The sequence below is a fragment of the Allobosea rubneri genome (assembly GCF_032464875.1).
Classification (GTDB): domain Bacteria; phylum Pseudomonadota; class Alphaproteobacteria; order Rhizobiales; family Beijerinckiaceae; genus Allobosea; species Allobosea rubneri.
In genome coordinates this window covers 167549-179830 of the sequence record NZ_JAWDID010000004.1, presented here as the reverse complement: position 1 = coordinate 179830, position 12282 = coordinate 167549, and the positions used below count along the sequence as shown (strand labels likewise).

General features: G+C 68.8%; 10 protein-coding genes and 1 pseudogene. 5 read left to right on the top strand and 6 right to left on the bottom strand.

From position 1 onward, the window contains the following. Together RKE40_RS04915 and fliP are read left to right on the top strand one after the other, a co-directional pair. Positions 1–635 (top strand): annotated as a pseudogene (locus RKE40_RS04915) (hypothetical protein); the annotation flags it as partial. 170 nt (positions 636–805) lie between these two features. Further along, the gene (gene fliP / locus RKE40_RS04910) at positions 806–1543 is read left to right on the top strand and encodes a flagellar type III secretion system pore protein FliP (protein WP_316017115.1); all 738 of its coding nucleotides are present in this window, start codon (positions 806–808) and stop codon (positions 1541–1543) included. A 182-nt stretch (positions 1544–1725) separates the two neighbouring features. On the opposite strand, the gene RKE40_RS04905 is transcribed toward fliP, so the two are convergent. Continuing rightward, complete coding sequence (locus RKE40_RS04905; RefSeq protein WP_316017114.1) at positions 1726–5148, bottom strand: hypothetical protein; 3423 nt, start codon at positions 5146–5148, stop codon at positions 1726–1728. An 87-nt stretch (positions 5149–5235) separates the two neighbouring features. Beyond that, the gene (locus RKE40_RS04900) at positions 5236–6165 is read right to left on the bottom strand and encodes a LysR family transcriptional regulator (protein ID WP_316017113.1); all 930 of its coding nucleotides are present in this window, start codon (positions 6163–6165) and stop codon (positions 5236–5238) included. Between the two features lie 149 nt (positions 6166–6314). Between RKE40_RS04900 and cnbZ the strand changes: the two genes are divergently transcribed. Further along, positions 6315–7076, top strand: a complete 762-nt coding sequence (gene cnbZ, locus RKE40_RS04895; RefSeq protein WP_316017112.1) for a 2-amino-5-chloromuconate deaminase CnbZ — start codon at positions 6315–6317, stop codon at positions 7074–7076. A 168-nt stretch (positions 7077–7244) separates the two neighbouring features. Next, positions 7245–8210: a Bug family tripartite tricarboxylate transporter substrate binding protein gene (locus RKE40_RS04890; RefSeq protein WP_316017111.1), complete on the top strand. Its 966-nt coding sequence runs from the start codon at positions 7245–7247 to the stop codon at positions 8208–8210. Between the two features lie 38 nt (positions 8211–8248). Here RKE40_RS04890 and RKE40_RS04885 read toward each other — a convergent pair whose 3' ends face one another. Genes RKE40_RS04885 through fliL form a run of 4 tightly spaced genes read right to left on the bottom strand, consistent with a single transcriptional unit; the run spans position 8249 to position 11238 of the window. Continuing rightward, positions 8249–9076 carry a MotE family protein gene (locus RKE40_RS04885; protein ID WP_316017110.1) on the bottom strand — a complete coding sequence of 276 codons (828 nt, stop codon included), beginning with the start codon at positions 9074–9076 and terminating at the stop codon, positions 8249–8251. Beyond that, positions 9073–9522: a DUF6468 domain-containing protein gene (locus RKE40_RS04880; protein WP_316017109.1), complete on the bottom strand. Its 450-nt coding sequence runs from the start codon at positions 9520–9522 to the stop codon at positions 9073–9075. The genes RKE40_RS04885 and RKE40_RS04880 overlap by 4 nt, the downstream gene beginning before the upstream one ends. A gap of 17 nt (positions 9523–9539) precedes the next feature. Continuing rightward, positions 9540–10673: a flagellar motor switch protein FliM gene (fliM, locus tag RKE40_RS04875; protein WP_316017108.1), complete on the bottom strand. Its 1134-nt coding sequence runs from the start codon at positions 10671–10673 to the stop codon at positions 9540–9542. A 52-nt stretch (positions 10674–10725) separates the two neighbouring features. Further along, a complete protein-coding gene (gene fliL / locus RKE40_RS04870) occupies positions 10726–11238 on the bottom strand; it encodes a flagellar basal body-associated protein FliL (RefSeq protein ID WP_316017107.1) in 513 nt (170 codons plus the stop codon). Between the two features lie 290 nt (positions 11239–11528). Here fliL and flgF point away from each other — a divergent pair, with 290 nt between their 5' ends. Then, positions 11529–12272 carry a flagellar basal-body rod protein FlgF gene (gene flgF, locus RKE40_RS04865; protein WP_316017106.1) on the top strand — a complete coding sequence of 248 codons (744 nt, stop codon included), beginning with the start codon at positions 11529–11531 and terminating at the stop codon, positions 12270–12272. Positions 12273–12282: the final 10 nt, after the last annotated feature.

Genomic DNA, 12282 nt, shown 5'->3' with positions numbered 1-12282 from the left:
CCTCGGCGCTGCCCGCGCTGGACATGGAGGCCGAGCTTGAAATGGCGCTGGGCCTGAAGCCCGGCCCGGCTCGCCCGGCCGAGACGCCGATGGTGGTGCCGCCGGTCTTCGCCGCGCCGGAGCGCAAGCCCCAGCCCGTCACCCCCGCAAAGCCGGAGCCCGTCAAGCCGGAGCCGAAGTCCGAGTCGGCTGCCAAGCCGCAGGAGATCGCAGTGCCGAGCTTCGAGGCGGTGCTGGGCGGCGAGATGAAGGGTGGAGCAGGGGGCTCGGCAGCGAAGCCGGCCGAAGCCAAAGCCCCCGAGGCCAAGCCCGCGGAAGCCAAGGACACTGGGCCCAAGGCGCCTGAAGCGAAGGCCGAATCCGCCAAGGCCGAGGAGCCTGGTGCCGCCGAGGCTAAAGCTGGCGAGCCCAAGCCAGCCGAACTCAAGCCAGCCGAACTCAAGCCAGCCGAACCCAAGCCTGCCGAGGACAAGGGCGCGGAAGCCAAGTCGAACGAGGCCAAGCCGAACGAAGCCAAGGCCAACGAGACCAAGCCGGTTGAACCGAAGCCGGAGGAGGCCGATCCGTTCTCCGTCGATGCGATCGAAGCCGAATTCGCGCGCCTGCTCGGGCGCGATCCGAAGCCGAAGGGCTGACCGGCCGGTCGGCAAGAGCCGGCCAAACCGCAGGGGATGACGGGGCGAAAGCCCTTCGCAGCGCCCCGGAGCATGCACTAGCGTTTTCCCGGCCCGCGCCTTGATTCGGGCAGGGAAGGCGTATGGGCGAGACACACTCCAAGAGGTCGAGGGTATGGCGGCGGGCCGGCATGGCCGCGCTGGTTCCGGCACTGCTCGGTACCGTATTGCTCGGGCTGGGCCTGTCCGCTCCGGCGCTGGCGCAGTCGCTCTCGCTCGATCTGGGCCAGGGTGGCGGTACCACCGAGCGGGCCCTGCAACTGATCGCGGTGATCACGGTGCTCTCGCTGGCGCCGTCGATCCTGATCATGGTGACCTCGTTCACGCGCATCGCTGTGGTGCTGTCGCTGCTGCGGTCGGCGATCGGTACGCAGACCGCACCGCCCAATGCGGTGATCATCGGTCTCGCGCTGTTCCTGACCGGCTTCGTGATGACGCCGACGCTGAAGGAGGCCTATCGCGTCGCGGGCGCGCCGCTCATCGCCGGGGAGATTCAGCCGCAGGAAGCCTTCAACCGCGGCATCGTGCCGTTCCGCGAGTTCATGCTGAAGCATGTCCGCGAGAAGGACCTGACGCTGTTCCTGGAAATGTCGCGCGAGCCGCGGCCGGAGCGGGCCGAGGACATCCAGATCCAGGTCCTGGTCCCGGCCTTCATGATCTCCGAGCTACGGCGCGCCTTCGAGATCGGCTTCCTGCTGTTCGTGCCGTTCCTGATCATCGACCTCGTGGTCGCCTCGGTGCTGATGTCGGTCGGCATGATGATGCTGCCGCCGGTGACGGTGGCGTTGCCCTTCAAGCTGATCTTCTTCGTCCTCGTCGATGGCTGGGGGCTGGTCGCCGGCTCGCTGGTGAAGAGTTACGGGAGCTGACCGGTTCGGGTCGGCTTCCGCTTCTCTTGAGCGGTCGCCAGCCGCGGCGCCTTCATTCCGGCCGCAGCGAAGCCGAGCGCCTGAATCCATCGTCGAGCGCGTGGGCCCTTGCGACAGATTCCGGAGCGGCGCCGCTAAACGGCACGCCTGGAATGACGGCGGCGCCTATTATGCCGTGAAGGCTAGCCCTGGCCCGGCAGAGGCGGCGGCAGCGCGTCCGGGTCATCCCCCTGCGGCTTTTCGCGGACGGCGCTGGAATAGGCCGGGTAGCGCTTGCGATAGGCGTTGAGGAAGTCCTGCATCGTGTCGGAGCCGGCGGCCGTGCGCGCGACCTCGCGGATATCGGCGGCGCTGGCCCGGCTCGCGCCGGTGACGAAGGCGAACAGGCGAGCGTCCGGGCTCTGCGCCATCTTGCCGGCAAACTTGGTGCGGAGCCGGTCGAGCGAGAGCGCTTCGTCCGACATCGCATAGGCGATCGCGGCACGCATCGCGTCGCTGCGCTCGCCGTCGCGCAGCGGTGACTCGCCGCGCCAGCTCTCGCCCAGGATGCGTTCGAGCGCTTCGCCGGCCTCGCGCCAGCGGCGGCCGTTCCAGAGAATGTCGGCATGAAGCCGGTCGACCTCCGGCCCGCTCTCGCCTTCGAGGAGGTCGAGCGCCTGGTCTGTGCGCGAGAGGTCGGAGAGCGCCTTGGCCTCGAGCAGCAGCCGGGCCCGCTTGACGTCCCCCGGCAGCTCGGCGAGCCGTGTCGAGACCAGCGCCTGCAGCGCCTCGGCCGGCTTGCGGTTCATCAGCCTGATCATGGCGAGACGGGCGGCGACGGTGGAGCGGGCGGCGCCGGTCAGGCGCTTCTCCATCTGATAGCGCAGGATGTCGCCGGCCTGGTCGAGCAGATCGAGCTCGACCAGCCGGTCGGCGAGGAGACGGGTGATCTCGTCGCCGCGCCGGCCAACCGGCAGGAACTCCTTGAAGTCGTAGAACACCGCCAGCGCCTCGAGGCGTGGCAGCTTCTCGAGATCGGGATCGCTGAACAGCGCCTCGAAGCGCTGGGCGGTCTCGTCATGCAGCAGGCGCGTCGCCGGGTGATCGGGAAAGTTCTCGTTGGCGCGCCGCGCGGTTTGGAAGGCGTCGCGCCAGCGCTGCTGCTGCGCATAGATGCGCCCGAGCTCGGCCAGCGCCTCGATCTCGACCTCGCCGCCACGCCAGATCGCCGAGACGGTTTCCAGCCGGGCCGCAGCCTCGTCGATCGAAAGTTCGGGGCGCTTCTCGTTGCGGGCGAGCTTGACCGCGCGCAGCTGCGCTTCGGCGGCGACAGGTCGGCTCGGAGCGTCGAACAGCGCGCGATAGCTGTTGAGCGCCACTTCCGGCCGCCCGCTGGCGTCGTCGAGCATGGCGCGCAGCAGCGCGAGATCCTCGGCGGGGACGAGGTCCGCCGGCAGTTCGGCGAGATGGGCGATCTGGCGTTCGGCCACCAGCGTGTCCTGCATGGCGAGCGCGGCGCGGGCCATCGCCGGCCGGAACTGAGCCTGGAGGTCGGGCGGGTAGCCGTCGAGCACGGCCTCGGCCCGCCGAAAGCCGGCGAGGGCCGGGGCGTTGCGGCCGAGCCGCTGCTCGGCCAGCGCACGCCAGAGACCGATCTCGGCCTCCTCCTTGATCGGGCCGGCCTCGAACGCCTTCAGCGCCTCGGCATGGCGGTGCATCTGGGCGGCGATCACGCCCTTGAGGAACAGCGCCTCGCGGTTGCCGCGCATGGCAGGGTCGTCGGCGAGGAGGGCGTTGAGCGGCCCGGCCGCCTCGGGCAGCATCGCATTGGCGATCAGGAAACGGGCGAGCGCCAGCCGCGCTTCGGATTTGCGACCCCGCGAGGCATCGGCGACGTCGCGCAGCAGTTCCTGCGTCCGTTCGCGCACGGCGTCTGTGCGCAGGCTCGACCAGCGCTGCGCGTCGAGCAGCGGCGCGGCGGCGCTATCGCCGGCCTTCTTTTCCGGCTCGTTCGGCTTGCCGGCGTCGAGGCTGACGACCAGCCCGCCACTGCGGCCGATCAGGGTCTCGTCGGTGCCGGCGCGCACGATGATATCGTCGGCGAGGGCGGTGACGGCGACGCCATGGGCGGTCTGGGGCAGGCCGAATTCGACGAAGCGATAGGGCTTGGAGACGGCGCGGGTCGGGCCGAGCGCGGTCGCGACCGCCATCGGGGCGCCGCCATCGCGGTTCTCCAGCCAATGCACGCCGGTCATGCCGGGAACGGGTACGGCGACCACGGTCTGGCCGCGCTCGTCGGCATCGCGGCGCGGAGCCAGTGCGACGGCCGGCTTGCCGAGCTTCTCGCCGAAGGAGAGCGACCAGGTGGTGCCATCGTCGGAAAGGCGCGTGATCTGCCGCCGGCCGGTCTTCAGGCGCAGCACGGTGACCTTTGTCTCGCGGATGACGGTGACGTCCTGGACGAGCCCGGGCAGCACGCCCTTCAGCTTGTCGGGATCGAGCGTGTCGCGGGTGTCGAAGACCAGCGTGACGAGGCCGGGCTCGGCGAAGGCGGCGGCGCCGGTTGGGCGCGGGAAGCGAAAGTCGATGCGGCCGCCATCGCCATCGGCGGCGGAGCTGACCTGAATGTCCTTCGGCGTGGGATCCACCACGGGGGGCGCTACGACCGGCGCCGGCGTAGCCTGCGCTGTCGAGGCCACTGCCTGCGGAACAGTGGCCGCCGGCTTGCTGGCGGAATCGGGCTTCTGCGCCGCCACTGCGGGCTGCGGCTCGGCCGGCTTCGCCGCTGGCTGCGGCGACCCGGCTTCCAGCCCGGCCAGCGTCAGCGCGCCAGCTTTCGCGGCGTTGGCGAGATCGACGGTCCAGCCGGAATCGTCGCGGAAGCTGCGCAGCTCGCGGTCCTTCGGCACGGTGAAGACGAACTCGGTGCGATCGCCCTCGCTCTTGGCGCTTTCGAGGGTGAAGTCGGCCGGCAGCAGCGCACGGATCTTGCCCGCCTCGATCTGCAGCGGCTGGTCGAAGGCGAGCGTCAGGCGGCCGTCTTCGAGGCGTGGGCTCAGTTGAGCCTCGACCGGCGCCGTGAACATCAGTCGGTCGAGCGTCGGCAGGCGCACGGTGCGGAAGCCGAGAGGCTTCGGCTCGGGGGCCGGGGCGCGGGCGATGTCGCGAGCCCGCGACTCGGCGAGGCGCAGGCGCTTGGTCAGTTCGGCGAGGACTTCGGGCGGCAGACCCGGCAATTGCCCGACCCAGTTTTCGGGCAGGAGGTCGACGAAGGCGCGGTCGCCCGCTTCGAGCAGGTTGGCGCGGTAGGTCCGGGCGAGCGCGAAGCGCAGTCCCCTTCCATCGGGATCGATCCGCGCCAGCGAGATATAGGCCGGCAGCTCCCGGGAGATGCGGCTCGGATCGATTTTCACCGGCTGGCTGAAGCCGACGACCAGCACGCCATTGGAAACGCGCACCCGCGTCGTCACCGGCTCGTCGAAGGTGAAGGCAAGGCGACCGAAGCCCGCCTGCATCGCCTCGCCGCGCAGCTCGGCATTGGCGGCCAGGGCCGGCGGGGCATAGCCCAGTGCCAGGCTCATCGCCGCCAGGCCGATGCCGAAGCTGAGGGATCGCAGGATACGCAAGACGCTACTCAATCCGACGCGACAGGACAGGCGGCACGGTGCCGCTTCCATCCGTGGGGACGCTAGCCCGTCAAGGATAACAGCAGGTTAAGAGGGGCCGGTCGCGGCCTTGAAGCGGGCATAGCCATATTTGCGCGCGCTGCGGGCGAGATGCTGGGCGAGGGCGCCGGCTGCCGGCGACAGGCGCCGGTCCTTGCGCACGCAGATCTTGACGCAGGCCTTCTGCAGGTTGCGGCCGAGCATCGGCACCGCGACCAGATGTCCTTCCGCGATATCGCGTCGGCTCGCAAAGGTCGTCAGCACGCTGACGCCCATGCCGGCTCGCGCGAAGGAGCGCAGCGATGCGATCGAGTTGGTGACCACGGCCGGCTTGAGCGCGACCCCTGTCGTCGCCGCGACATCGTCGATGAGGCGCCGCAGGCCGAAGGTCCGGTCGGGCAGGGCAAGCTGCATCTCCGCGAGCTCGGCGATGGTCGCCGATTGCTGTGTCGCGAAGCCATGGCCGGGATGCGCGACGACGACCAGGGGGTCGGGCACCTCGGCCAGCGACAGGATGTTGCGGTGGAGGATCGGATTGAACGCCACCGCGACATCCGCCTCGTCGTCGAGCAGGCGCTGCACGAGCTGGTCGGAGCTTGCGATCATCACCTCGAAGCTCACAGCAGGATGAGCGGCCGAGAAGCCGGCGAGCGCGGGGTAGAGGAAGTCGTCGATCGCGCCTTCGACGGTCCAGGCGCGGACGTGTCCGCGCTTCACGCCCTGCAGCTCTTCGATGGTGGAGCGTGCATGCTGGACGCAGTCGAGGATGGTGCGCGCGGTCTCGAGCACTGCGGCCCCGGCCGTGGTCAACCGCATGCCGCGCGCGCGGCGCTCGAACAGGGCCGTGCCGTATTCCTCTTCGAGCCCGGCGATCTGGCGGCTGATCGCGGAGGGCGCGACACGCAGCGCGTCCGCGGCCTCGCGTACCGAGCCCTGATCGGCGACCGCGGCGAAGTACCTGTAGCGGGTGAGCGACATCGGAAAGCGCCTCGTGGCCTGACCGCAGGCCGCTCCGAAAGCTAGTCCAGCGTTGCCGAAGCGGCAACATTCGTTCTGCGATTCCGATCTGGCTGCTCGGCCGAACCGCCTTCAAAAATATCGACAGAACGTGGCTAGGAGCCGATCCGATGTATTCAACCCAACTCAGCCAAGACGGCAGCTTCCGGTTCATTCCGGCGGTGTTCCAGTATTCCGGCGGCGTCGTGGCCGAGCCTGGCTTCCAGATCGAGCGGGCGCGCCTGTCTGCACCTGTTCCGCTGGAGCAGGGCCTCGCGGCGATCGAAGCCCATCTGAAGCGGATCGGCAGGCCGCTGACGGCGTTCTGCTCCTGCGAACTGCGCTCGCCCGAGCCGTTCTCCGAGGCAGGCTTTGCGGCGCTGAACAAGGTCTATGCCTCGCGGCTCGAGCAGTGGGGCCTGCTCCAGGGCAAGGTCAATCCGGTTGCCCGGACGAATATCTGCCCTGAGCTCGGCAAGCCGGCGACCGTATCGCTGCACGCCTTCAGCTACACCGTCGCCGATGCCTCGGCGCGCCCGAGCTTCATCGTCGCCGGTAGCGGCGAGGCGCCGGAAGGGGCGGCGAGCTATGCGGAAGGGACGATCCGGCTGGGCGACGTCTCCGACGAGGGCGTCCGCGCCAAGGCGGAATGGGTGATGGGCGAGATGGGGCGGCGGCTCGCCGGCCTCGGGCGCGACTGGCGCGATGCCACGGCGGTGAACGTCTACACCGTCCAGAACATTCATCGGCTGCTGGCGGACGTGCTGGCGCCGGTCACCGGCAACGGGGCCGATCTGGTCTGGCATTTCTCGCGGCCGCCGGTCGCCGTGCTCGACTACGAGATGGATGTGCGCGGCCTCTCGCGGGACGTGGTCATCGATACGCAAGCCTGAAGACCCGGTCCGGCCCTATGCGTTGCCGGATCGGGAACGCATCAGCCGGAGCGGTTGCTGTGATGGCGAGGCGACCGCGCCTTGCCATCGCAGGATCAAATGCCCTGCGCGACCGAAGGGGAGGTCGCAGGGGCGCATCCCTGGTGAGGCTCAGCCCGGAGAAAACCGATGTTGCTTGATCGACGTGCGCTTCTTCTGACGGGGCTGGCCCTGCCGACCATCGCGAGAGCGCAATCCGACTGGAAGCCGACGAAGCCGGTGCGGCTGATCCTGCCGTTCACGGCCGGGACCTCGATGGATCCGGTCGCGCGGCTGGCCCAGGAGGGTCTCAAGGATGCGCTCGGCCAGACCGTCGTCGTCGAGAACATCGCCGGCGCGGCCACCGTGATTGCCGGCGCCGAGACGCTGAAGTCCCCGCCGGACGGGCACACCATGCTGATGATCGCCAACAGCTTCGCGGCGAACATCACCTTGCGGACGCGCACCGCCGACTGGCAGCGCGCCTTCGCCCCGCTCGTCCAGGCGACGGTGGTGCCGCATGTGCTGACGGTGGCGCCTTCGATGAAGGTCGACTGGCAAGGCTTCGCCAAGCGCCTGCGCGACGGCGGAACCCCGGTGACCTATGGCTCGCCGGGTATCGGAACCTCGCCGCATCTCGGCGCAGAGCATTTGCTGCGGCTCGCCGGCGGCAAGGCGGCCCATGTTCCCTATAACGGCACCTCGCAGCTCTTCGTCGACCTCTATGCCGGCCGGATCGACTTCGCGCTCAGCAACCTGCCTGACGTCGTCCAGCCGATCGCTGAGGGCAAGCTCACGGCGCTCGCGGTCACCGCCGACAAGCGCGTCCCCGAGCTTCCGGATGTCCCGACCTTCGCGGAACTCGGCCTGCCGGACCTTCTCTCGGACAGCTGGTTTGGAATCGTGGTGCGCCGTGACACCCCGGCGCCGGCGCGCGCGGCTCTGGAGCGCGCCTGGCTCGCCACGCTCGCACGGCCGGACGTCAAGGAGCGGCTGCAGGCCCTGAGCTTCACCGTGCTGGCCCGGCCGGGCGCCGAGTTCGAGACCGTGATCGACCGCTACGTCACGACCTATGCGACGATCATCAAGGAAAACGGCATCACCGTTCAGCAGTAGACTCAGGATCGAGGGCCGCCCTCGGCAAGGCGAGGCGCTCAGCGGCGTCGCGCTGGTTCGATCGCCGGCAATTCGTTGCCGGCCGGGCCGGCGGGCGCTGCCGCCGCCGTGCGCTCGGCGCCGGCGACGCGGCCGCGCAGGGAGAGCGCGACGGTCAGGCGCTCGGCGGCCTCCGGCGACATCGCAGCGAGCACGTCGGACATTTTGCGCGGGTTCATCTGCTGAACCACCGGGACCAGCACTTCGAGCGACAGCCTGTCGAAGACGCGGGCGGCGTCCTTCGGCTTCATCGTCTCGTACATGATCACCAGGTTCTTGACTGCCTGGTTCTCCTCGGCGTCCTTCTTCTTCGGACCTTCGACCTTCTCCTCGAGTGCCTTGAGGTCGTCGACGCGGCCACCGAGCTTCTTCTCGGCGTTGTCGAGCAGCTTCTCGCGCATGTCGAGCTCTCGCATACGCGCCTCGATCTCCTCGCGGCGCTGGCCGAGACGCTCCAGCAGGGCGCGTTCCGCCGGCGAGACCGGCTGCGCCGTGCCGTTCATCACGCCGGCCTTGTTGCCGGGGTTGGCGGCGGCGGCAGCGTCACGCTTGGCCTGTTCCTCCGGGGAGAGCTTGGGCGTCGGCGGGTCGATCGTGCCGGTGACCATCGGGTCGAGGAAAGTGTCGGGCGCATGCGCGCGCGCGATGACCTTGGCCAGGCCCCAGACCTCCTTCTCCGCGGGCGCTTGGGGCGTTTGCGCGAAAGCCGGGGCGCTGGCCGGAATGTGACCGGAAGAAGGCTCCGCCGTCCAGGCGAGCACCTTCAGCGCCAGGAGACCCATGGCGCCGAGGATGACCGCTGGAATGAGGCGGGGCGACTGGATCACGCAGCCTGGCCTTCGAGCCTGCGTGCGGCGCGGGCGCGGATCGCGGCGGCGGCGTCGGCGGCGCTCGCCATGCGCGAGATGGCCGGCTTCTCGGCGGGCTGCGGCTCGGCCTTCGGCGCGACCAGGGTGGCGGCGCCGACGATCTGGGTGATGCGGTCCATCACGCCCTGGCCGGCCTCGATCTGGGCGGCGAGGTCGGCGGCATAGCGCTCGGCCGTGCGCAGGCGCTCGGCAAGCGTGCGGTCGCAATCGCCGAGCGTCAGCTTCAGCCCGGCAATGGCGCGCTCGGCGGTGTCGGTGGCGGCGATCAGCGCGCCGATGGTCTGTCGCATCGAGCTTTCGTCAGCCTTCAGACGTTCGATTCTCTTGGCGAGGACGTAGCAGGTGATGATGGTGGCGACGAGCAGGCAGGCGACCAGTGCGTCGGCGATCAGGGTGAGGGTCATGGCGACTGGCTCCCGGCTCAGGCTGTCGGGGTGAGATGGCTGGTGTCGAAGGCCGCCATCGTGGTCTTGGAACGGCGCAGCGGGCTGACGACCTGGACGGCGATCTTGTCGTCGACACGGCCGATCCGGCCCTCGCTGACGATGAACTCGCCGCAGCGCAGCGAAGCCACTGATTCCGGGCGGGCGTCGAACATCAGCGTGTCGCCGATCTCGAGCTTCATCACCCGTTTCAGCGGCATGGTGCATTCGTGCAGCACGCATTTGACCGCGACGTCCGCCTGCCAGACCTCGGTGGCGAGATGGTTCTCCCAGATCGGGTCGCGCCCGAGCTTCTCACCCATGAAGCTCTCGAGGAGCAATTCACGGATCGGCTCGATCGTGGCGTAGGGCAGGAGCACGTGCAGCGAGCCGCCGCGCCCTTCCATGTCGAAGCGCAGCTCGACCCGGATCGCGGCATTGGCCGGACGCGAGATCGAGACGAAGCGCGGATTGGACTCGATGCGGTCGACCTTGAAGGTCACCGGCGAGAGCGGGCGGAAGGCGGCCTCGGCGTCGCCGAGGACCACGCCGATCACGCGCCGCAGCAGGCTCATCTCGATCGAGGTGAAGGGCCGGCCGTCGACGCGCGCCGCCGCCTGGCCGCGCTTGCCGCCGAGCATGGTGTCGAGCACCGAATAGGTGAGGGCGGACTCGATGGTGACGAGGCCGAAATTGTCCCACTCCTCGGCCTTGAAGACGGCGAGCATCGCCGGCAGCGAGATCGAGTTGATGTAGTCGCCGAAGCGCACCGAGCGGATGCCTTCGAGCGTGACCTCGACATTGTCGCTGAACAGGTTGCGCAGGCTGGTGGAGAGCAGGCGGACCAGACGCTCGAAGATGATTTCGAGCATCGGCAGGCGTTCATAGGTGACCGAGCCGGAATCGACGATCGCCTGGATGCCGTTGCGGCCGCCCTTGCCGTCCTCGCCGGCCGAGAAGCCGAGCATCGTATCGATCTCGTCCTGAGTCATCAGGCGGTCGATATGAGCCTCCGGCTCGCTCTCGTCGGGCGCGATGTCGGGCATGGCCGCCCACTCCGCCGCCATGCCTTCCGGGGTCAGCGGCAGGTTTTCCTTGGCGGCGTTTTCGAGGTCGAGATCTTCGGAGGCCATGTACGGGGTCGCTTTGCGGGGGGCTTGGCGGAGTGGGTTGCGCGGCGGCGGGCTACTGGATCAGCAGTTCCTTGAAGAGCACGGCGTCGATCTTGGCCGGGTGGACCGTGACGTTGACGCGCCGCAGCAGCTCTTCCTTGAGACGGTACATGCCGGCCGAACCTTCGAGGTCGGAGGGCCTGAGCTCGCGCATGAAGACCTGGAAGGCGTCTTCGACCCGCGGCAGCAACGGCTTGATCTGCTCGGAGGCCTTGGCGTCGGCGATTTCGAGCACGACCTTGATCTTGACGATGGGCTGTCGGTCCTGCTGGCCGCCGGCCGAGATGCCGATCATCATGTCCTTCATCTCGACGAAGGCGACGGGCTTCTTGGCGGCTGCCGCGGCCTCGGCCGCCGCGATCTGCTCGGCCGAAGGTTTCTTCAGGAAGAAGAACCAGCCACCGCCGCCGAGTGCCAGCAGCGCGACGGCGCCGACGATCATGAAGAGCTTCTTCTTGCCGGGCTTCGGGGCGCCTCCGGATCCGGCCTCGCCTTCCTCTTCGCCCTTTTTCGGCTTCTTCGACATTGCGGCCCGCCTGCTTGGAAGGTGGCGCGCGCAGCGGCCGATCCCTTCCGAGCAACCTGACGAATTACGGTTAACGCCTCGTTAAGACAGGCAAAATCTGCCGGGTCGTTTCTGCCGCACGGGCCGTTTCATGCCGCCGCCCCGCGTGCTGCCGATTTCATAATTTTCGAATTATATCAATATCTTGGGTGAAGTTAACCATGTTGGCACGGCGGTTGCTGACCTCTTGGCTGCGATTGCCGCGCTGGGGAGCGTCGAGGCGATCGCGGGAAAGATCGGGAGCAGGGGCCGTGGAAAACGCGCTTCTTGTCGGCCTGTCGCGCCAGATGGCTCTGGCGCGGGAGCTCGATGTCATCGCCAACAACGTGGCGAATGTCGGAACGAACGGCTTCAAGGCCCGTTCGGCGCGCTTTGCCGAGTTCATCTCGCCCGGCGCCCGCGCGGACACTTTCCCGTCTGCGGATCGCCGCCTCTCCTATGTGATCGACCGCGGCTCGCCGATCGATCTTTCCACCGGCGCGCTCGAGCGTACCGGAAACCCGCTCGACATCGCGCTCCAGGCCGACAACTACCTCGTCGTGCAGACGCCGCAGGGCGAGCGCTACACCCGCGCCGGCTCGCTCGACATCAATGCCCGCGGCCAGCTCGTCACCCAGTCCGGCCAGCCTGTGCTCGGCGATGGCGGCCCGATCGTCTTCGGCGAAAGCGAGAGCAATCCACGCATCGCCGCCGACGGCACCGTTTCCTCCGACCAGGGCCAGCGCGGCAGGATCCGCCAGGTGCGCTTCGACAATCCCCGCGCGCTGCAGAGCGAAGGCGACAACGTCTTCTCCTCGACCGCCGCGGCGCAGCCGGCCGGGCCGCTCGCCCGTCTCGAGACCGGGGCGTTCGAGCGCTCCAACGTCAAGGCCGTCGCCGAGATGACCCGCCTGGTCGAGGTCCAGCGCGCCTATCAGAACATGTCGGCCCTGCTCGCCAAGACCGACGAACTGCGCGGCAAGGCGATCTCGCGCCTCGCCGACCAGCAAGCCTGACGCGGAACGG